This is a genomic window from Paenibacillus sp. J31R34, from assembly GCF_059383715.1.
On the sequence record NZ_JBXENU010000006.1, the window covers coordinates 127597 to 149451 of the forward strand.

At 53.7% G+C, this 21855-nt stretch carries 17 protein-coding genes; 8 read left to right on the top strand and 9 right to left on the bottom strand.

Features of this window, described 5'->3' with window-relative positions; genetic code table 11:
• Positions 1–136 precede the first annotated feature (136 nt).
• Positions 137–1492 (top strand): LLM class flavin-dependent oxidoreductase, encoded by a 1356-nt coding sequence (locus tag AC50YG_RS17785; protein ID WP_494828265.1) that lies wholly within the window; start codon positions 137–139, stop codon positions 1490–1492.
• Positions 1493–1526: 34 nt separating this feature from the next.
• Here AC50YG_RS17785 and AC50YG_RS17790 read toward each other — a convergent pair whose 3' ends face one another.
• From AC50YG_RS17790 to AC50YG_RS17800, 3 genes are all read right to left on the bottom strand, one after another.
• Positions 1527–2468 (bottom strand): ADP-ribosylglycohydrolase family protein, encoded by a 942-nt coding sequence (locus tag AC50YG_RS17790; protein ID WP_494828266.1) that lies wholly within the window; start codon positions 2466–2468, stop codon positions 1527–1529.
• A 56-nt stretch (positions 2469–2524) separates the two neighbouring features.
• Complete coding sequence (locus AC50YG_RS17795) at positions 2525–3337, bottom strand: inositol monophosphatase family protein (RefSeq protein WP_494828267.1); 813 nt, start codon at positions 3335–3337, stop codon at positions 2525–2527.
• A gap of 164 nt (positions 3338–3501) precedes the next feature.
• Positions 3502–3948, bottom strand: a complete 447-nt coding sequence (locus AC50YG_RS17800) for a hypothetical protein (protein ID WP_494828268.1) — start codon at positions 3946–3948, stop codon at positions 3502–3504.
• 308 nt (positions 3949–4256) lie between these two features.
• Between AC50YG_RS17800 and AC50YG_RS17805 the strand changes: the two genes are divergently transcribed.
• Both AC50YG_RS17805 and AC50YG_RS17810 read left to right on the top strand, forming a co-directional pair.
• Positions 4257–6239 carry an AraC family transcriptional regulator gene (locus tag AC50YG_RS17805; RefSeq protein WP_494828269.1) on the top strand — a complete coding sequence of 661 codons (1983 nt, stop codon included), beginning with the start codon at positions 4257–4259 and terminating at the stop codon, positions 6237–6239.
• Positions 6229–6795 (top strand): nitroreductase family protein, encoded by a 567-nt coding sequence (locus tag AC50YG_RS17810; RefSeq protein ID WP_494828270.1) that lies wholly within the window; start codon positions 6229–6231, stop codon positions 6793–6795. The genes AC50YG_RS17805 and AC50YG_RS17810 overlap by 11 nt, the downstream gene beginning before the upstream one ends.
• A 138-nt stretch (positions 6796–6933) precedes the next feature.
• Here AC50YG_RS17810 and AC50YG_RS17815 read toward each other — a convergent pair whose 3' ends face one another.
• Entirely contained in the window at positions 6934–8607 is a 1674-nt protein-coding gene (locus tag AC50YG_RS17815) for a glutamine--tRNA ligase/YqeY domain fusion protein (protein ID WP_494828271.1), read from the bottom strand.
• 203 nt (positions 8608–8810) lie between these two features.
• On the opposite strand from AC50YG_RS17815, the gene AC50YG_RS17820 reads away from it, so the two are divergent.
• The 3 genes from AC50YG_RS17820 to AC50YG_RS17830 are packed head-to-tail and all read left to right on the top strand — an operon-like array spanning position 8811 to position 12143.
• Positions 8811–10175, top strand: a complete 1365-nt coding sequence (locus tag AC50YG_RS17820; RefSeq protein ID WP_494828272.1) for a hypothetical protein — start codon at positions 8811–8813, stop codon at positions 10173–10175.
• Complete coding sequence (locus AC50YG_RS17825; protein WP_494828273.1) at positions 10172–10930, top strand: glycosyltransferase; 759 nt, start codon at positions 10172–10174, stop codon at positions 10928–10930. The genes AC50YG_RS17820 and AC50YG_RS17825 overlap by 4 nt, the downstream gene beginning before the upstream one ends.
• A gap of 4 nt (positions 10931–10934) precedes the next feature.
• A complete protein-coding gene (locus AC50YG_RS17830; protein ID WP_494828274.1) occupies positions 10935–12143 on the top strand; it encodes a glycosyltransferase family 4 protein in 1209 nt (402 codons plus the stop codon).
• Positions 12144–12215: 72 nt separating this feature from the next.
• Here AC50YG_RS17830 and AC50YG_RS17835 read toward each other — a convergent pair whose 3' ends face one another.
• From AC50YG_RS17835 to AC50YG_RS17850, 4 genes are read right to left on the bottom strand one after another with little or no spacing between them, the layout of a single operon-like run.
• Complete coding sequence (locus AC50YG_RS17835; RefSeq protein WP_494828275.1) at positions 12216–14234, bottom strand: tetratricopeptide repeat-containing glycosyltransferase family 2 protein; 2019 nt, start codon at positions 14232–14234, stop codon at positions 12216–12218.
• Positions 14235–14264: 30 nt separating this feature from the next.
• Positions 14265–15845: a tetratricopeptide repeat-containing glycosyltransferase family 2 protein gene (locus tag AC50YG_RS17840; RefSeq protein WP_494828276.1), complete on the bottom strand. Its 1581-nt coding sequence runs from the start codon at positions 15843–15845 to the stop codon at positions 14265–14267.
• Complete coding sequence (locus tag AC50YG_RS17845) at positions 15802–18018, bottom strand: glycosyltransferase (protein ID WP_494828277.1); 2217 nt, start codon at positions 18016–18018, stop codon at positions 15802–15804. The genes AC50YG_RS17840 and AC50YG_RS17845 overlap by 44 nt, the downstream gene beginning before the upstream one ends.
• Positions 18019–18036: 18 nt before the next feature.
• A complete protein-coding gene (locus AC50YG_RS17850) occupies positions 18037–19779 on the bottom strand; it encodes a DUF6385 domain-containing protein (protein ID WP_494828278.1) in 1743 nt (580 codons plus the stop codon).
• Between the two features lie 242 nt (positions 19780–20021).
• On the opposite strand from AC50YG_RS17850, the gene AC50YG_RS17855 reads away from it, so the two are divergent.
• Both AC50YG_RS17855 and AC50YG_RS17860 read left to right on the top strand, forming a co-directional pair.
• Positions 20022–20555, top strand: a complete 534-nt coding sequence (locus tag AC50YG_RS17855) for a hypothetical protein (protein ID WP_494828279.1) — start codon at positions 20022–20024, stop codon at positions 20553–20555.
• Positions 20556–21140 (top strand): hypothetical protein, encoded by a 585-nt coding sequence (locus AC50YG_RS17860; RefSeq protein WP_494828280.1) that lies wholly within the window; start codon positions 20556–20558, stop codon positions 21138–21140.
• 90 nt (positions 21141–21230) lie between these two features.
• Here the strand turns inward: AC50YG_RS17860 and AC50YG_RS17865 are convergent, their stop codons facing one another.
• Positions 21231–21776 carry a glutathione peroxidase gene (locus AC50YG_RS17865; protein WP_494828281.1) on the bottom strand — a complete coding sequence of 182 codons (546 nt, stop codon included), beginning with the start codon at positions 21774–21776 and terminating at the stop codon, positions 21231–21233.
• Between the last annotated feature and the right edge of the window lie 79 nt (positions 21777–21855).

Here is a 21855-nt window from a genome sequence, read left to right on the forward strand (position 1 = left end):
AATTGCCCGACGGTGTCAACTTCTTTTTTTGGCAATAATCGGGATTGACGCTAGAAAATGAAGGTGATAAATTAAAGCAAACTATTCCACCCTGTTCACTACAAAATTAAATCCATCTATCAAGGAGGAGCTTGACATGTCCCAACAAGCCGCGCGGAAGCACAGGCAAATAAAATTATCCGCCTATTTGGTCGGCACAGGCATGCATGTGGCGGGCTGGCGCCATCCGGGTGCCCAGCCGGATGCCAGCATCGATATCGACTATTACCGGAAGCTCGCCCAAACCGCTGAACGCGGAAAATTCGATATCGCTTTTATCGCGGACAGTTTGGCAATTAATGAGCAATCCCACCCGAATATTGTAAACCGGTTTGAGCCAATTACCCTGATTACCGCTTTAGCGTGCGCCACGACGCACATCGGTGTAGTCGCCACCGCATCAACCTCATATATTGAGCCTTTCAATCTGGCCCGGCTGCTCCTGTCTGCCGATCAGATAAGCAAAGGCAGGGTTGGCTGGAACATGGTCACTACACGGGATTTGTCTGGGAATACAGCGCGTAACTTTGGCAGAGATGAGCATTTCGAGCATAGTCTGCGCTACAGGCGGGCGGAGGAATTTCTTGAAGTCGTGCAAGGCTTATGGGATTCTTGGGAGGACGATGCCTTCGTCCGCGACAAGGAATCGGGGCAGTTTTTCCACAAGGAGAAGCTGCATCGGCTCCAGCATCAGGGCGAGTTTTTCTCGGTGGAAGGACCACTAAATATTGGCCGCTCGCAGCAGGGGCATCCTGTGCTTGTACAGGCCGGAAATTCTGAAGCCGGACAGGACTTCGCCTCGCGAACGGCGGAAATCATTTTCTCGATCAAGCACAGCAAGGAAGAAGCGCAGGCATTCTACCAGTCGTTTAAAGGGAAAGCAGCTAAATGGGGACGCAAACCTGCGGATATTTATATTTTGCAAGGCATTTCGCCGATTATTGGTGATACCGAAGAGGAAGCGCGGGCGAAGCTAAAGCAGTTGGAGGCGTTGATTACAGAGGAACAGGGCATCGGCTTTCTGGCGGATTATTTTCAGGGAATCGACTTCTCCGGCTGCACGCTGGAATCACGTGCTGTTGAAGTCGGGCTCGACCGCATTAAGCTGAACAAAACGGACTACCTCAAGCATCAGCCGGTCATCGCCCGGGAAAATCCGACACTGCGTGAGGTGTATTCCTTTCTCACAGGCTCGTTCAGCGGCGACCATCTCGTCGGCACCGCCGAGAAAATCGCCGACACCTTGGAGGAATGGTTTGCCGAGCAGGCGGCTGATGGCTTTATGCTGATGGCTCCGCTGCTGCCGGATGGGCTGGAGCTGTTTGTCGACCGGGTCGTGCCAATTTTGCAGCAGCGCGGCCTTTTCCGCACCGACTATGAAGGCGTTACGCTGCGGGAGCATTTTGGCTTGCCGCTGCCGCGCAATCGTTTTGCTAGAGCAACCAGCCATTAATAGGCAATGCCGCCGCCCCTAACGCTAGAGGGCTCTATCGCTTCTGCTCTGCAAGCCCTTCGTTAAAGCTGTCGCATAGCTGGAATAGTTCGTCCGCCCGTACAAGCTTTTCCAGCCAATGCGAGGGAACAGATGATAGGCCGTAATAGATGCCTGCAAGACCGCCTGTTACCGCGCCTGTCGTGTCCGTGTCTTCCCCTAGATTAATAGCGCGAAGCACGGCTTCCGCATAGCTGCCCGTCGTAAGCAGGCTCCAGATGCTTGCTTCGAGTGTATGCATGACATAGCCCGACGAAGCAATGCTGTCCTCGTTCAGATTTGCCAGCTGCCCATTAAGCAGGCGTTCAAAACGCTCCAGATGACTATCCCCTGCATAAAATAGCTGAAACGCCCGATTCGTTGCAGCATAACTCTCCTGTGGGCTATGGTCCTTCAATAGTTGTACGGCATACTCCGTGTAATAAACACAGGCCATAATCGATAAAGGATGCCTGTGGGTTAACGACGACACCCTGCCAACCGCAGCCGATCGCTCCTCTATGCTAGCATCTAGCAGCCAGTAGGCCATTGGCAAAATACGCATCAATGAGCCATTGCCATTGCTGTATTCGCCACTGCCGCCTGCCAGCTCAGGCTCTACCCCACTCGCAAGCCGGGCAATCGCCTCGCTCGTCGCTATGCCTATATCGAATACCTCGCCATGCGGCGTCCAGCGCTCGCCCCGCTTCCATTCCACGAAACGCCGCGCCACATCATGCACATCAACGCCTTTGCAATGAGCCAGGCTCTCCACCAGACATAAGGTCAAGGACGCATCATCCGACCAAGTACCCGGCGGCTGCTGATGCGAGCCGTAACCGATCATATCCATTAGCGGCTCCTTCAATAACGCCTTCCGATTGCGAAACTCCACGGGAACCCCTAACGCATCCCCGATGCAAAGCCCTATTAACCCTGCTTGAATAGATGGATTCATTTCATAAACCTCCTGCTGCTGCCAGCTTGTTCTAGCAGAATATTAAACTTTGTCGCTTACTTCCCAACAAGGCCATTATGCACAAGACCGCGAAAAAAAGGCAGCTGCTGCGGATGGCACGCAATCAAATAGGGCTCGCTGCTCATGCCCGTGAAAGGCCTGCCCTCAAAGTCGGTAATGCTGCCGCCCGCCTCGCGCACCATGAGCATTCCCGAATAAAGGTCCTCGCCCTCCGAGTTGTACAAAATAATCGCATCCAAATCGCCCTTTGCCAGCATCGTCCATTGCAAGGTAGGCGCCCACAGCCGCATCATTCGCTTGGTGCTCCCATCAAGATGCTGGCGCAGCCTCACCGCCCGCGGCTCTTGCTGCACTTTATGCCCTTGAATCCAGCCAACTGTCGCTCTATTGAAAGCACGCGGCTCACCTAATCTAATGATTCTGCCATTGCAGCGAAAACCGCCGTTTGCCACCGCCTCATACAAGCGATCCGTCATCGGCTCATAAATAACCGCCATCACAGCCTCCCGCTGATACATGAGCGTAATGGAAACGGCAAATAAGGGCATTCCGACGGCAAAATTGTTCGTCCCATCCAGCGGATCAACGAGCCATAGCCAGTCGCTTGAAAGGTGGTTGTCTCCTGCTTCCTCCGATATGATGTGATGCTCAGGGAAGCTCTGCTTAATTTTGCCCAAAATAATCTCTTCCGCCCTGTGGTCGGCTTCCGTCACCAAGTCCCCATGCTTGTCCTTTTGCTTATAGGTACGGGTATCCAGCTTGTCAAAAAGCTTCTTCAGCAATTCCCCCGCTTCCTTTGCTGCCTCAACAGCGACTCGCTGCGACTCTCTCACTACTGCTCGATCCAATATAAAAACCCCTCTTTCATCCACTCGCTGAATTAGGATGCATAGCTCAACAACACGATAGGCAAAATAAAATCCTTCTCGAAATGAAGAAGGATTTTATCCACTGTGACAACCACGCATCACCTTAAAACTATAGGCTGCCGCTGTTATTATTTATTATTATTCTAATCCTGATTTGTATTTCGGAATTGGTTGGGCAATGGCGGTGGTGACGTTTTGGTCAGCTGAATTTGGTTCTCTGCATCATGAGGGCTGCCTGGAGGATTGATAGGAGCAGGAGCCCCTTGCTGGTAACCGTTCCCTGAAGGTCCATTGAATACAAGCTCATTCTTTTCTTCCACAATAAGCTCCAGTCCACCAAACTTCTTAGCAAGCACACCATACAGAAGTGCAATAACCATGCTGATAACGCCGTACATTCCAATGATAAAGACCGGCATAATAGTATAGGCTAACCCAATGCCCCATAAGCCAGGCTCGCCTACCGCTATTCCGATCAGCAGCATCGCTAATCCTATTAAAAATAAAAGTGCGGCAGGGATAATGGTAATATAAGTGACCGCTTTCAAAGCACTTATCGTCCCTATTCCTTTTATCTCCAGTTTCTTCATTCATTTCGCTCCTGTCTTTGTTTTGGCTGAAAATAATTTAAACCACAATAAAAATTCCAACAACAGCTAAGCTCAGCCCAGGCCGATGCATGGATGTTGTCGTGAATTTACAATATCATATAGAGTATCCCCTAAATTTGTCAACCCAACAGCCGGAAGAAGCTCCCCAAAAGCCCCCTGCCTGCTCGTATTAAATAAACTTCTGCCGTCTAAAATCTGATTTTAAAAAACGACGCTTATTGATTATGATAATGATTATCAGTAAAATGAAAGAAACATGTGGAACAGACGATGAATGGGGGTGCAAGATGGAATGGAATGAGCATGCTCATTTATGGACACAGGCGTCGGTGAAGCTGATGGATGTCAGGTTCGTGTCGTTGCGGGGAAGCGATACGCCGCCAGTCTATCAGCTTCCAGCAAACGGCTTCCTCTTTGCCGTGCGCGGTGCGGCGCACATCGCACTTGATTTTACGGAATATGAGGTGAACGGCATGTTCGCGCTGCATGGCGGCAAAGGGATGCTGCTGGATATTCGCCTCGCAGCAGAGCAGTTTGACTACTATCTTGTTCTGTATAAAGCCAATGTTCCTTTGCCCGGCGACCCGCACAAACACCCTATCCATTCGCCAGCCTACCCTTTTCAGGTACAATACGGCTGTATTCCCTCCTATCCATTGTCGCTGTTCGACAAGCTTGAGCTTCTCTTGCATGCTTGGAACACGCTGGGGAATGTGGAGAAGCTTCATGCCAAAACCTTATTCTATCAGCTCATATATGAGCTTACACGGCAGCTTCGCGAGCAGGCGGTAAAAATCATTCCGGCTGATCCAGCCGAACAGGCTTTGCGGTATATCCATGAGCATTACGCGGAACCCCTTACACTTGACAAGCTGGCGTCTATGCTGGATTGCAGTCCCAGCCATCTCTCACGTATATTCAAGCAGCACGCTTCCTGCAGTCCTATTGAATATATGATTCGTTTAAGAGTGGGCAAAGCTCGCCACCTGCTCAACCACACGGATGCGAGCTTGCAGGACATCGCTGCGGCTATCGGTTATTCCGATGTCTATTATTTCAGTAGAATATTCAAGAAACAGTCCGGTTTATCGCCGCTTAAGTATCGTGAGCGTGAGTCGGCGGAGCGCAATAACATCAAACAACATAATCCATTCCTGATGCTAAGATCGTCCATTGTTCCAGCCAAGCTCAAACGTTATATTAAAGCTCGAAGTGATAATGGTTATCAATACGAGAGCAGAGGGGATTTTCAATTGGTTAGGAACAAAAGAAACTCAGCGGCGTTGACACTACTGGTATGTCTCACGCTGCTATTGAGCGCGTGCTCAGGAACGGCAGCAGGAAATCGGGCAACAGGCAACACTGGTGCAGCAAACAATGCTGTAGCGACGTCTGGCAATACTGCAGGCAATGTTGTGCAATCGGAAGCGACTACTATGAATTACACGGGAGCAGACGGCGAAGTCGAGGTTCCCCGCAATCCCCAACGAATTGTAGTCCTCACCCACGCTTATGTCGGCTACTTTATGGTGCTTGGCATTAATCCGGTCGGGGCGCCGAGCATGACGATGGAGAACCCGCTATACGAAGGAAAAATTGACGGAATGGAAGATATCGGAGCATGGGGCGCTTTCTCGATCGAAAAAATTATCTCCTTGAATCCGGATCTTATCGTAGCGCTGGCTAATACGGAAAACCTGGATGAGATTAAGAAGATTGCTCCGGTTGTTACCGTAAACTATGGAGAGAAAAATTATAAAGAGCAATTAATCGAATTCGGCAAGCTGACGAACCGCGAGGATGCGGCCAAGCAGTGGGTTGCTGGCTGGGAAGCCAAAATCGCCGAGGCTAAGCCGAGAGTGCTGCAGGCAGTTGGCGATAAAACCGTATCGGTGCTAAGCCCTCACAATAAAGGCGTATATATTTACGGCGAAGGCTTTGGACGCGGAACCGAAATTTTGTACGACGAGTTTGGGCTCAAGGTACCTGCTGACTTCGATGTCAAGCTTGGCTCCAAGGAAATTTCGCTTGAGAGGGTCGCCGACTTCGCGGGAGACTACATCTTCACTACGCCAGATACAAGCGAGAGCAGTGACACAAGCCCGACGTATGAAACGGAAATATGGAAAGGGCTGCCGGCCGTTCAAGCGAACCGTGTTTTCTACATGGAAAAAGGGTCTGCTGCATTTAATGATCCAACGACACTAGAAGCGATGCTTCCGTTTATTGTAAACAGCCTCACCAATGGAGAAAATGAAGATGGAGCATGAGGCTCTCGGCGTTCGCTCTACGATTACAGGCAGAAGAACGATCCGCGATTTTAACGGCGAGCCGCTGACAGAAGCAGCGATTCAGCAATTGCTGGAGGACGCGGTGTGGGCACCGTTTCATTCCTCCAAAGAGCCTTGGCGTTTTATTCTATTTACGGGAGACGGCCGAAGCAAGTTTGCGGATGCTGTAAGGTTAACCCAACCCAAGGAGATGCTTGAAAAATGGGGCACTTGGATCGAGACGCAATACTGCTCTCTTATACAAGCCCATCTAATTGTCGTCGTCAAAGCCCATCCCCGGCAAAGAGAGTGGGAGGAAGCGCTGATGGCTGCTTCCGCTCTCATTCAAAATGTACAATTGCTGGCATGGGAACGGCAGATTGGTGTCGTATGGAAGACGCATGACTACAACTGGGATCCCCGATTTCATCGTGCTATTGGCGTTAAGGCGGATGAGAGAATTGCCGGCACGCTGCATCTCGGCTATTTTGACAAAACACCGAAAGCAAAGCGCAGAACCCCCGCAGCCAAGCTGCTAACCTGCTTTAGGGATTAGCCGCCTGAATGGCGGGCAAAGAAGCATAGCTCAGGGCTGGCCCTGCCTTATGCTTCTTTTTCTTGCCAGTAAAAAAAGCCGTGAAGACTGCCTGACAGGCAGACGTTCACGGCTTTTGCTTTTAAGCTGATGCGGTACTTATGCTTTGGCTGGATCGAAAGAGCTTTTCAGCGAAACGATACGGTTGAAAGCCAGCTTCTCCGGCGTCGTATCCTTCGGATCTACATTGAAATAGCCGTGACGGAAAAATTGGAACTTCGCTTGTCCTTCGGCATCCTTCATATTCGGCTCCACGAAGCCTTGAAGCACCTCAAGGTTATTCGGGTTGATGCATTCAAGGAACGGCTTGCCTTCCTCTTCTGCTTCATTCGTAATAAGAGGCTCGAACAAACGGAAGTCTGCCGGAACTGCCTGTGACGCCTCCACCCAGTGAATCGTGCCCTTTACCTTGCGGGCGTTGAAGCCCGAGCCGCTTTTCGTTGCCGGATCGTATGTGCAGCGAAGCTCAATAACGTCGCCCGCTTCATTTTTCACAACCTCTTGGCAAGTAATGAAATAAGCATGCTTCAGACGCACCTCATTGCCAGGGAACAGGCGGAAATATTTATTCGGCGGATTTTCCATAAAATCGTCCTGCTCAATATAAATCTCGCGACCGAACGGAATTTGACGAATGCCCATGTCTTCGTTCTCGGCGTTATTCTCTGCATCGAGCAGTTCGGTTTGGCCTTCAGGATAGTTCGTAATAACGACTTTGAGCGGTCGCAATACCGCCATCGTCCGAAGCGCCTTAAGCTTCAAGTCCTCACGGATAAAATGCTCCAGCATCCGCTCATCGACCGTGCTGTTCGCCTTCGCAACCCCGATCTCGCGACAGAAGGCGCGAATAGCTTCCGCCGTAAAGCCTTTGCGGCGCAGACCACTGATCGTCGGCATACGCGGATCATCCCAGCCGTCTACCACTTTCTCGTCGACAAGCTGCTTTAGCTTTCTTTTGCTCATCACGGTATTCGTGACGTTCAGGCGGGCGAACTCGTATTGACGAGGCACTGCCGGCATCTCGCATTCGGCAATAGCCCAGTCATAGAGCGGACGGTGATCGGCGAACTCCAGCGTACAGATGGAATGCGTAATGCCTTCAATTGCGTCGCTGATCGGATGAGCATAGTCATACATCGGATAAATGCACCAAGCATCGCCAGTCCGGTGATGGTGGGCATGAGCGATACGGTACAGCACGGGATCACGCAGGTTGATATTCGGCGAAGCCATATCGATCTTCGCTCTCAGCACCTTCGAGCCGTCAGGAAATTCTCCTGCGCGCATACGGGCAAACAGATCGATATTCTCTTCTGCACTGCGCTCACGGTAAGGACTGTTTTGCCCAGGCTGTGTCAGCGTGCCACGCGTCTCGCGGATTTGCTCGGCGGACAGGTCGCATACGTATGCTTTGCCTTTATTAATGAGCAGCACTGCGCGATTATAAAGCTCTTCGAAATAGTCCGAGGCAAAACGCAGCTCGTCCCAATCAAAGCCCAGCCACTTTACGTCCTCCTGAATGGAATCGACGTATTCAGTATCTTCCTTAACCGGGTTCGTATCGTCAAAACGCAGATTCGTTCTGCCTTTGAAATCATCAGCCAGCTCAAAATTCAAGCAAATGGACTTCGCATGCCCAATATGCAAATAGCCATTCGGCTCCGGCGGAAAGCGCGTCACGATTTCCTGGACATGGCCGGTCTTCAAATCTTCGCTCACAATATTTTTTATAAAGTTAGAGGATGACAGCTTTGTGTCCACGTTGTTTTCCATTGTGACCAACCTTTCCCACGAAAATAGATATCTTTCTATAATACACAAAATCCCGCAAAATTATAAGATCATCCGCATGGTTAATAAAATAGATGGCATGTGATCAACCTTTGTTTTCATAGGTTCTATCAATAACGTATTTGCTCGCGGCATGGCGCGTGCTGCCAGTAGCCCTTGCAACCTGAACGGATGGTGAAGACATCATGACTGGGAAGCCGATCGTTATTTTTCCCTACAGCCGCTTTGGAGCGTTCCCGGCGGCGGAGCGCGACTGGCTGGCTAAGCTCGGAGAGCAGCGTCAAATCTATATGATCGCCGAGGACGCGCTCCCGGGCTGGGCAAGCGCCGCGTCTATCGTTCCCCTATCGCTCGCTCGTCTGCCTGAGCTGGATTGGGACCGCACCTGCGCGCTTGTGCTCCATCCTTGCTGGACACATATTGCAGCACCGCTTGCATCGCGCAGCCTGATCGCCTATCTTCCCGATTCAGAGCCGCAGGAAGCAGAGCGATGGCGCTCCTATCGCAGCTGGCTGTGCGCGCGGGCGACGCTCGTCGTTGCTGCCACCGAAGCCTTTTATTTGGAGCAGGCCTTTTGCCGCCGCGATATTTTCCTGCTTGATGGCACCGATGAAACGTCCGATCTGCTGGCGAGACAAGCGATTGAATGGCATATCGACGGCTATGAATCACAGATGCTCATACGGCTGCAGCAGCGCTACCGCGCCATTTGGCATGAGGAGCAAGCCGACAAAACGCGGGCCGCGGGCCGGCTTGCTGAAGCAAGGGAGCAGGCAGATACGGCGGCGCTGGAGCAGAACAATCGAGCTGAAGGTGAGCAAGAGGCTGCGACGCTGCGACAAAGTAGGCAAGCGGCGGCGAGGGAGGAAGATGATCAAGCTGGCATTCCAGCCGGTTATAGGCGAAGACTGACGGACCAGCTTTTTTTCCATGCGGTGTATCGCTACTTGACTGGCGAAAGTCTGCGAGCGCAAGGCGAACTGCTCGCCGCCTTTGAGCAAGCCGTGCTGGATGGGCGCGAGCAGGCGCTGCAGCATATTTATCGGTTTCGTTCCGCCATGCAGCTGGAGCTGGGATTGATAGATGAAGCGGTGCGCACCTATCTGCACACAGCGCTTTCTGATGAAGAGCAGCTGCAGGGCGAGCGGCTGCTCCGGTGGATGGACGGCGGCAAGCACCACCTAGCAGAGGCACTGCTGTACCAGCTCAACGATGATTATCGATCGGCGATTACAAGGCTTGAGCCACTGCAAGCCGATCCGGAAGCCCGCAAGCTGCTTGCTGAGCTTTACCTGCAAAGCGGCAGGCTGGAAAGCGCCTACCTGCTGCTGTCTAAAGAGCCGCTGGGGAGCATAGCGGAACGCGAGCAGTTTCAGCTGATGACCGGCACGGTGCTGCTGCTCCAGGGCAAGCGCCATGAAGCCATCCATTGCTGTCTTATCGCGGCGGAGACTAACATCGAAGCGCTTGGCAACATCATCGAGCTTGCCAAGCTCGATCATATCGTAATGGAGCAGGCGCACCATCGCGATAGGGAGGTTCAACCATGAGTGGCTTAAAGCCATTTCGCATCCCTCGCAAAACGACAGGCAATAAGCTCACCGCTATTATGCAAGTACGCAATGAGGAGGGCCGCTATTTGGAATCGCTGCTTGCCGACCTGTCCAGCTTCGTCGATGAAATCGTCATTGTGGACGATGCAAGCACCGATGCAACCGTCGATATTTGCAAAGCCTGCCGCAAAGTTGTGAGGCTGGTGGAAAATGAGGAGCGGCTGTTCGGCTGTGAATGGCGGCTGCGCCAAATGCTGTGGCGGGCAGCCGAGGAAACCGAACCCGACTGGCTGCTGGCGGTTGATGCGGACGAATTTTATGAGGATACCGCCAAGACTGAAATGCGAAGCTTGATCAATCAGGGAGCGTATGACTGGGTAGCTTTTCGCATGTATGATTTCTGGGGGTCTGTGACGCATTACCGAGAGGATGCCTGGTGGAATCTGCATCAGCGTCCGACGGTGACGCTCACTCGCTACTTGCCCGGCTATCATTATGCCTATCCGCAATGGGCCCATCATGTGCCGCGACTCCCACTCACATGCAGCGCGCTTCCCGGTGCGCTGACGGAGCTGCGCATTAAGCATTTCGGATGGGCGGGAAGTGCGGCGCAGCGCCTTCAAAAATATGAGCGGTACATGCAGCTTGACCCGGAGGGCCAATGGGGCAGCCTCGCCCACTATGCCTCGATTCTTGATCCGAACCCCCGGCTTGTTCGCTGGGCGGAGCGAATGATACCGAAGGGGGAGTAGAAGGATGGGCAATGGGGAAGCACGGGCCGACGTTACGATTTTGACCCATAGCTATTTGAATGCCTATCAGCAGCAGTATACCCGGCCCTTCGGTGGCGGGCTCGAGCGTTATGTAGGGCTGCTGTGCCGCACCATTGCAAGGATGGGGCTGCGCCCGCTCGTCTACCAGCTCTCTTATTATGGAGAATTCTCCACCAGCTACGAAGGGAGTCCGGTCCGCGGCTGGACGTATGAGGTGGACGCATTGGCTGCCGCCTTCGAGCGTATGGCGGATGCCGCCGAGGGTCTCATTATATATGCCAGCTGCATTTGGCAGCCCATTGCCTACCGTTCTGGCAGCATCGGCATCTGCCATGGCATCAACTGGGATTACAGCCGCATGGAGCTGAAAACGAAAGCGAACATCGCCGCCATAATCGGCAGCGCCATCCGCCAGCTCGACCTGATCGTGTCGGTCGACTCGCATTTTCAAACCTATTGCCGCGCCACCTGCGAGTTTGACGATTCCTCCAAAATAGCCTTGCTGCCAAATCCGGTGGACACTAGCCAGTTTCGGCCAAAAAACGAGAAATCGGCAAATCGCCTGTCATCTAAAGAAGCTGCGGGTCAGACCTATGGAAAAGAAGTAACGGCCCCTAAGCCGCTGCGTGTGCTCTATCCAAGGAGGCTGAGCTATGAGCGCGGTGTTGTAGCGATGATGCTCGTAACAGACAAGCTGCTGGACCGTTTTACAAATGTGACCGTGGAGTTCGCGGGGGAGCTGCTGGACCATACTCCTGTCGCTGCCGCTTTTCAGCTCTGGATAGAGGCCCAGCCGCATAAGGAGCGGATCCTCGTGCGGACCTACAGCTTTGATACCGTGCAAGATGCCTATCATGCGGCAGATATTGCCGTCATTCCTACGCTTTATTCCGAGGGAACCTCCCTCTCGTGCCTTGAAGCGATGAGCTGCGGCGTACCCGTCGTCTCCACGGATATCGGCGGGCTCAATGACATCGTCATCGATGGTTTGAACGGGCGCCTCGTGCCGCCTCGCTGGGTGCCGCTTTACGAAGCGATATGCGACTTGCTTGGAGACGCCTCTCTTCGGGGCGAAATGGCTGCTGCCGCACGTCAAACCGCGCTCGCCTTCGATGAAGCGAGATGGAGCAGCAGGTGGGAGCGCCTAATTGCGGCCCAGCTTGAGAAGCTTGGGCAGAATGCAGCGACCTAACACCAGAGCATTGACGCTGTGAAACTTTTTCAACTACAATCATCATGCCATTCATAAAGGAAGCGACTGCCATTATAGCAGCCGCAAGGGGAATAAGGCCGAGCTGATGCGCTGCATCAGCTCGGCTTCGCTTTGCAGCGGCGCGGGCGCGGGAATGACGCCGCGCGCTGCGGGGCTGTCCGCCCGGCCGCCGCATAGCAGCCGGGCGCGGGACGCGTAGGCGGCGGCTGCGCCGGAGGCCGCCGCGCGCGCGAGCCAGGGCGGCGCGGCAGTGGCTCGCGCCGCCGTGAAGTGCACAGCGGCAGCAGGCCAGGCGCCTGCCGCTGCTGCGAAAGCGCCCGCGGCCAGCTTTGCTGCGGGCGCGAGCAGGGCCTCGGCCAGCGGCGAAGCTGCTGGCCGGCGGCCCGGGCTTGCAGCCTGCATGCGCAGCAGGCTGCACCACGCCAGCGGCGGCGCATCCGCCGGCGCGCCGCTGGCGCAAAGCGCTGGCCAGGCGCGCACATGATGCAGCGCCTGTGTCACCAGTGCGGAGTCGGCTCCGCCTCCCGCACTAACTGAGTCATCGCCCGCTGACGAGTCCAGCGCAGCCGTATAAGCCTCCCGCCATTCCCCGACGGGCAGGCTTTGCCATAGCTGGGAACCGCCAGCCTTGTCGCCCTGCTGAACAAGCAGCAAGCCACGCCAAAATACATGCTCGTCACGTTCCACCAACGCCCCAATAAGCTGGGCGGATACCTCCGGCTGCAGCTCCAAGCCAATATAAGCAAGCTTGCTCAGCAGGTGGTTCAACAGCGTCTGCTGTTTCAGCCCTTCTCCCGCCTGGCCTCCCTGCTTCGACGTTTCACCTTTATCTGCTTGAAGAAGAATTGTGCTCGCGAGCAGCCATTTGCTGCGTAACCCTTCGTCCCACGCACCTAACAGCAGCAGCCGTTCCCAAGCCGGAGCATAGTCTGGCCTCGCCTGAATTGCGGACACGTAGCGGTCAGCAGCCGCTTGCCACTCATACATCCGCTCATGGCAAAAGCCTGCTCCGCACATGGTCCGGTAGCTCCCTGCTCCCGCGGCTGACGAATAAAAGCTGGATGCCGTTCCAAGCTTAAGCGCTATCTCCAGCTTTTTTAACGCTTCCTCAGCAAAATCCAATTCCAGCAGTGCTGCCGCCCAAGCTTCATATAAATCAGGGAAGTCGGCGTAGCCGAATGCCTCGACTCCCCTTTTCACCCAATGCGCCGCTGCTTCCGCCATCCCCATTGCTAGGCAAGAGCGGCTCAGCTTAAGCAGCACATCCGACGCATAGCCGCAATCCGGCAGCAGCTCGGCGGCCAGCGGTTCGAGCCAGCCAATCGCTTTTTCCCAATCGCCATAGGTACAGCATTCCGTGCCCATTGCATAGCGCAGGACGGGATCTGCGGGATTACGCCGCAAGGCGTTTTGCAAAATAGCGGCGTTCCGTTGTTTTTTGCCCCGTGCGGCTATAACCTCATCCCGATAGCCCTCATGACGCACGACAACCGGAGCAAGCGGCAGGCCGCCCCGTTCCAGCACAGCAACAGCTGTCGCCGTCTCCTCATGGATAGCGCCTGCAAACCGAATCCGCTCATCGTTGCGGAACAGACGGCATACCGCGTCCGTCAGCTCATCTTCCGCCCCTTCGCACCCTACCCGGCTAATAAGCTGGACATAATAGCCGAATCGCTCCTCATCAGCAAGCAGCATCCGCCACTGTTCCAGCTGCAGCGGCTCCAGCCGTTCATCGGCGTCCAGCACTAAAATCCATGGCTGCACAGCTGCCTCCAGCCCTTTGTTGCGAGCCTGTGAAAAATCGCTATGCCATGTGGCTTGCAGTACCCGTGCGCCATATGATTGCGCGATTTCCACCGTCCGGTCAACCGAACCCGTATCGACGACGATCATTTCACTGACATAGGGGAGGACGGATTCCAAGCAGCCCTGCAAAAACCTTTCCTCGTCGCGAACTATCATGCACAAGGATATAGGCAGCTTTTCTGACTCTGCTGTCCTCGCTTCCTCCCACCATTCGTCAACGGCACCGCCTTCACGAAACGCTGCTTCCACATCTTCCCCCTTCATCTAACCCCTCCCCGCCGCTTCGCTTTCCGTCTACCAGCCTTCCTCACCCGGCAACAGCAAACGGGCAAGCTGGACCGCCTCTTTCCTCAAGCTCGCTCGACCATCCTGACCCGCCTGCCGCAGCTGCTGGTGCTTTGCCAGCCATTGATCGGCTCGCAGCCACCACTGGCGGGCGGTTACAGCTCTATTCCTCCTTTCCCTTTCCCTTTCCCCTGCTCCATCGCCTATGCTCCACTCCGCATCCCTTACGAGCTGCTGTGCCAGCTCATCCGGCAGCGGAAACCCGCTGTAATCCTGCCGCTCGATAGCCTCCGCCTGCTCACGAAGCAAACGGCGATGCTCGGGCTGCTCCTGCAAATCCGCCTGCCAACGCAGCCAATCGGCAGCTGCAACGGGGCAGCCGGAAGCCAGCATAACGGCGGCAAGCTTGCGTACAGCTCCCTCGTTAGGGCAGCCGATACGTGCGGCAAGCACGGCTAACAGCCGTTCTTCCTCGCCCGCCGCGCGAAAATACCTGCACAGCCTGAACAGTGGCGGCAGCAGGCTCGGCTGCTGCCGCAGCGCCGCCACATAGGCGGACACCAGCCCTTGTTCATCTAGCAAGGCTTCGCTGATGCGCCCTAGCAAATAGGCGGTGCGATACGTCCCAATGCCCTCTTCTGTATGGTAGTGGGCAGGCGCGCCTGCAAGCTCAAGCGCATGCTCTGCTGTCTGGGCCGCTTCCCGCAAGCGTCCGAGCTGGGCGAGGCTAAGCGCCCAATAATGCCACATATCCGTATAATCTGGATAGCGAGAGATACCGTCCGCTGCGACCTCGGCGGCTTCGTCCCATTTTTCCAAGGCATGCAGGCTTCGCACTTCATATTTGATTACGAGATGAGCATAGTTTAAATGCGCAAATACCTGTGAGCCGCGCGCCCTTCGAAAAGCATCCAGCGCCTTATCCGCCTCGCCCCGCCGCAAAAACTCCACGCCTATATTGTAGTGGTGAAACGTATTTGACGGCTCCTCCGCAAGCGCGAACTGGAGCAGCTTCATATTGCGTTCCAGCTTATTTTTCTCTAAAACATCCTGCGCCCTGTAGCCATAATGATGAATGACGACATCCGTCATTTGAAATTTCGCTTCCGGGTTTCCGCGTAAAATCGCCGCCGCGATTTGCTCATGTATCCGCCCTTCGAACCGATGCTTCTCGGCATTGCGGAACATGCGCAGCACCGGATGAACGGTGGAGCCTGACGATTCCTCATCGCCAATGACGTTCCGCACCTGAAGCAAGAGCGCCATCAGCTCCTCATCTTGGGCCCACACCCGCAGCTGCCTTCCGCCGGCCGCATCCAGCGATTCATCGGCATCCAGAAATAAAATCCATTCCCCGAGCGCCTGATCGAGCCCAATATTCCGCGCCTTGGAAAAATGCTGCTCCCACTCCGCCCTTATGACCGTCGCTCCAAAGCTCTGCGCAATTTCAATCGTCCGGTCCATTGACCCGGTATCCACCACAATGATTTCGTCCACTACGCCTCTGACGCTGGTCAAACAATTCGGCAAATGCTTCTCCTCATCTTTAACGATCATGCATAAAGAGATCAGCTTCCGCTGCCCCGCCATTCGCCCGCCTCCTCTGCATGGCATTCCAGCTCGTGTGCCAGCCGAGCGCATTCACCCGTGCAAGTGCTGCGCGAAGCCGCTCCTCATCCTGCTCGCCCCAGCTGCCATCCCAGCCTCGACTGCCGCTATATTGGCCGGGCTCCAGCGCTGCAATTCCCATTTGGAGGCAAGCTGCCGCCGAGCCAAGCTGCACACGATCACCATACTCGCCTGTCTCGGCCATATTTTCGAACAGGGATAAGGCTTCGCCGTAAAGCCCTTTATCATAAAGCAGCTCCCCTAGCCGAAATTGCTGCCCTGCGCTCATTCCGCCCTCTCTGGCATACCGGCGAAGCATAAGCTCCGCTGCCACATCGACATATCCGTTATCATAAAGCAGCTGCTCGCTTTCCAATTGCAGCCCCGGATGGCAAGCAGTGAGCCTTGCGACCAACGGAAGCATATTCAGCTCAATGGCCTGTTTTACATAGGGGGCAGCAGTCTGCTCGGCGAGCTGATTCCACCACTCTTTTTCCATTGAAAAAATACGTCCATTAGCCTGCTCCTGCCCCAAAAAGCGCTGCAGTGCTCCAAGACCTGTTCCTTCTTTTACCGTTTCACCAAGCTGCCAGCAGCATAAAGTTCCATCGAGAGCCAGCGAATGCAGAACAGCCTGTTCATCCGGCCCCTTTAAAGCTTCTCGATCTGTAATCGGTATACGGGCCAGCCAAGACTCCCAGAGCGCATTTGCCTCCACGTAATGACCGCAGGCCATGAGGCATTCGCCAAATTGGCGGATTTCTTCCACACACCAGTCCGACTGCTCTGTTGAAAAAGAATCCCGTTCAGGCATTCCTTCCTGCCCTCCCACAGCAGCAATCAGGCCCGCCTCATTCGCGCCTTCCATCCACAGCTCTCTGGCGCATTGCCAAGCGCCAATCTGCTGCATGACGGAGGCTAAGCGTTTATTGGCCGCATCCCGCCTCACTCCAATGGCGCATAAAGCCCTCAACCGCTGCGCTATAGCCGTATCGCTCCAGCCAATAAGCTGAAGCGTATCCGCCATGCCTACAGCCGCTGGCTGATGCCATGCTGCAGTGAGCGCCAGCTCATATTGCCCTATTGCCGCCTCATGGTTGCCCATACGCTTCAGCACCTCCCCCCATGCCGTTCGAATCAACGTTCCATCTGAGCCAAGCTCGGTAATATAATCGCCAGTGGAGACTTTATTCTTGTTTATATCTAGCTGACCTAATACCTTGGTTGATATAAGAGCCGCCGTCTCATAGGCCTGTGCTGCTTCTGTAAGCATGCCAGCAGAAGAGAGTGCCTCTCCCATGAGCCAATGGAGGTCTGCATAGTTTGGGTAACGCAGCACTTCTTCGCGGAGCAGAGCCATCGCTTCCTCTGGCATTGCGAGTGCGAGCAGCACTTTTGCATAGTCCCGAATGAGCGAAGGGCGATAGGGTGCGTTTATTGGCACTGCTGCCCAAGAAGCACTTAGCGCAGGTTCAGCCTCAGCTGTTCTGCCCAGCTGACACATCGTCACCCCGTAGTTGTAAAGACAAAAAGGATCATGAGGCCGCTGGGACAGCTGCCTGGCAATGATCCGTAAATTTCTTTCCGCTTTATTTTTGCGGGCAATGACTGAAGGCGTATACCCGTCGTGAACAAGCGTGAGCGGTGTTTGAAGCAGCGGCCCGTCTATACTTTTCGCCTCAGATGCACGCCCACTCTCAATGGAGCTGGAAATAAGCTGTTCATGAATTTCACCTTCATAACGGTAGCCGCGGTCAGCCCGAAACAACCTAAGCGCTTGGCTGTAAAGACAGTGGTCTGCCGAATAGTCATCATATAGATGACGCATCGGCAGACGGAGAGCTGGATTTTTCGTATGCTGCAGCTCTTGCCTTAACGCTTGACCCGTCTCGCCTTCCAGCCATTCGTCGGCATCCAGCACCAAAACCCAGAGCGTACGCGCCTGTTCAAGTGCCGCATTGCGGACGCTGGAAAAGTCGTCCTGCCACTCCACAGTCAGCACTCTGGCTCCATATTGGCCGGCCAGCTCTATCGTGCCGTCTGTGGAGCCTGAATCTGCAACGATAATTTCGTCTGCGATATATTTAATGCTTTTGAGACAGCGGCCCAGCACATCCACTTCGTTGCGAGCGATAATGTGAACTCCCAGCAGCATGACGAAAGCCCTCCTAATTTAGCTGCCCTGACCGTTGAAAAATACATCCAGCGTCGTCGACGAGCCCGCCAGACTGGAGCGGTACGAAAGCCGCGTGTATTTTAAGAAACGCTGTGGCACCAGCACATCCACCGATCCTGTGGCAATGCCCGTTACCGTTTCAACATCCGTATACCAGTTCGATCCGTTAGCGCTAATTTCCACACGCGCATCTGCACGACCGGCCCCCGGTCCCCGGTTGTATACGAAGAAGGAATAAGTGCCAAATACGCTGGTTGTAACAGCGGTCAATGCCGTATATGCGTCTGCTGTTACAATATTCAAGCTAGAGCTTTCTTGGAAGCTCCTTTGTGAAATTGACGTTACGCTGCTCAGTGTACCCGTCGTGATTGTCGCTCCATTTACCGCCGTCAAAGTTCCCGCCGTAATCGTCGCTCCCAATACAGACGTCAAGGTCCCAGCTGTGATTGTTGCTCCGTTCACTGCACTCAACGTTCCCGCTGTGATCGTTGCTCCATTCACTGCGCTCAATGTTCCCGCTGTGATTGTCGCTCCGTTCACTGCGCTCAATGTTCCCGCTGTAATCGTTGCCCCGTTCACCGCACTCAATGTTCCCGCTGTAATCGTTGCCCCGTTCACCGCACTCAACGTTCCGGCTGTAATTGTTGCTCCGTTCACTGCGCTCAATGTTCCCGCTGTGATCGTTGCTCCTTCTACTGCCGTCAACGTTCCAGCTGTGATTGTTGCTCCACTCACTGCGCTCAATGTTCCCGCTGTGATCGTTGCTCCGTTCACCGCACTCAACGTTCCGGCTGTGATCGTCGCTCCATTCACTGCGCTCAATGTTCCAGCTGTAATCGTTGCCCCGCTCACCGCACTCAGCGTTCCGGCTGTGATCGTCGCTCCTAATACTGCTGTCAACGTTCCAGCTGTAATCGTTGCCCCGTTCACCGCACTCAGCGTTCCCGCTGTGATCGTCGCTCCTAATACTGCTGTTAACGTTCCAGCTGTAATCGTTGCCCCATTCACCGCGCTCAGCGTTCCAGCTGTAATCGTTGCTCCATTCACTGCGCTCAATGTTCCGGCTGTGATCGTCGCTCCTAATACTGCTGTCAACGTTCCAGCTGTAATCGTTGCCCCGTTCACCGCACTCAGCGTTCCAGCCGTGATTGTTGCCCCATTCACCGCACTCAGCGTTCCCGCTGTAATTGTTGCTCCGTTCACTGCGCTCAATGTTCCAGCTGTGATCGTTGCTCCTTCTACTGCCGTCAACGTTCCAGCTGTAATTGTTGCTCCGTCCACCGCGCTCAACGTTCCCGCTGTGATCGTCGCTCCGTTCACTGCGCTCAATGTTCCGGCTGTGATCGTTGCTCCGTTCACTGCGCTCAATGTTCCGGCTGTGATCGTTGCTCCGTTCACCGCACTCAATGTTCCAGCCGTGATCGTCGCCCCATTCACTGCACTTAAAGTCCCTGCTGTGATCGTCGCCCCATTCACCGCACTCAACGTCCCTGCCGTGATTGTCGCTCCATTCACTGCATTCAGTGTTCCCGCCGTGATTGTCGTTCCCAAGACAGCTGCGATGGTACCAGTGGTAATTGTCGCCCCCATCAAATTGCCAATTGTACCGTCCAGCATAATGTTCAGCAAGTTGCCTGATGTGTCTGTTGCAAGGGGCTGAGCCGTTTGTGTGCCGTCTTTACCAAATATTAATGTACGTAAATTATCCGGATTCGGATTAAACGTCGAAAAGTTTGGCATGCCATCACCTAGTTTCCATTTAGTATTACAGGAAAGAGATAGAAGAATGCCCGTATGTCCTTCCCCGTTCGCTTCCTCTCTATGTCCATGTGCTCACACTGTATGTACATTTGAAAGTCTCGGAGACGGCAGCTGTCCGTATAAAATCCGCCTTTTCTTCACAACGTGCGGCATGTCCCCATACCTATAAGCGCTAATCCCCATATCCTGTCATATATCGATTTGATTTAAGAGGTGATAGAATGACCAATAATGCTGTTTTTAATAATGAAAAAAGCCCCTTAAGCATGCTCATCAACAACGCTTATACCTCACCAGCCATCATAGCGCCGCCAGAGGAAAATGCAGCTGTAAACGGCCGACTGTTTATCGTTACAAGCGGAAGTGCCAGCATAAGCGCTGGAAACAACCAGCTCATTCAAATTACGAACCCTTCCGGAAGTGGAAGATCACTGTACATCTCCAGTATCTCCGGCGGTATTACAGCTGCCGCCACCCTTAATTTCTATTCCACCGGTACAGTCACCGGGGGAACAACGCCCACACCATTTAACAGCCAATTCGGCAATGCAACAGCGAGTATTGCCACTGCCCGCGTCGCTACGGGGACCATAACCGGATCACCCACGCTATTTATGACCATGCTGCTCGCAGCAGGTGTATTCAACTTTACGTTTACGGGAGCCATCATTGTGCCGCCAAACCGGGCTATAACGATTTCCGTCGGGACAGGTTCCATTACCGCAGCCACCAACATTGTGTGGTGGGAGGCCTAAATGCCGAACCAGTCTGTTTTTAATACATCCAATACTCCGCTGATTGGGCAAGCTGCGAACACCATAAATAAACTGGGCTGTTACCTCCCTTCAGATGCGGCCACTTCAGCAGCAGTTGCTGGCGCCTTCTCCGTCTATGCTGCCAACAGTGCCTCTCTTGGGCTTCTGGGCGGAACCGTGAATACGTCGCTTCAGGTCGTTAATCCCGTTGGTAGCGGTAAGCGGCTTTTCCTCGATCAGGTTTACTGTTATATCAACGTTGCCCTAAACCTGCTATCTGGCTTTAGCGGACAATTAACCATTTTTCAAGGAGGCAGTATCGGTACTTCTACATCGCAAACACCCGCAAACCTCGTGCTTGGCAGCAGTGTTGCAAGCGTAACGACATCGTCTTCATCCATCAATACCGTAAGCGGGGGAACGATTTATCAGGTTTATGCGCTGTATCCCGGCCCGTTCCAAATTCCGCTAGGCGGCAAAATCGTCGTGCCGCCAGGTCAGACCATTACGATCAATGTGTTTGGCTCCCTAACCTTGCTAGGAATACTGGGCAATGGCGCCTCTGTAACTTGGTGGGAGAAGTAGCATGGGCTGCAAGCTGAGACAAAACAAAAAGGCCGTCCCAAACATCAAATGAATGATGCTTGAAACAGCCTTATGGCCTATTTTAAAAAGCTACAGCAGCTTCTCAATATCTTCCTTCATGTTGAGTGGCTCGTCGGTCGATTCAAAACGTTTGACAACCTGCCCTTCCCGGTCAATGAGGAACTTGGTGAAATTCCATTTGATGGAGTCTCCATCCATAAAATGCGGCAGCTTTTCGGTCAAAAATGCACTAAGCATTTTGCCGCTAGCTTCAGTTGTATCAAATCCATTAAAAGGCGCTTCAGCCGTCAAATAGTTGAATAGTGGATGCGCTGTTTCATCCCGTACATCCGTCTTCGCAAACAATGGGAACGTTACGCCATAGTTCAACTGGCAAAAGCTTTGTACATCCGAGTTTTCGCCCGGCTCCTGCTCGCCAAATTGATTGCTTGGGAAACCGAGTATTTCCAAGCCTTGATCCTTGTACTGCTCATAAAGCTTTTGCAAATCAGCATATTGGGGTGTAAAGCCGCATTTGCTCGCCGTATTGGCAATAATAACGACCTTGCCTTTATATTGCTCCAGGCTAACTGTCTTTCCTGTAATCGTATCCGCTTGATAAGTATAAATGGACATGAATGCACACTCCTATTTGTAGATTCGTCTATCTGTCTTCCAACCTGTATTCCTATTTGGCAGCTGTTGCGGAACACAC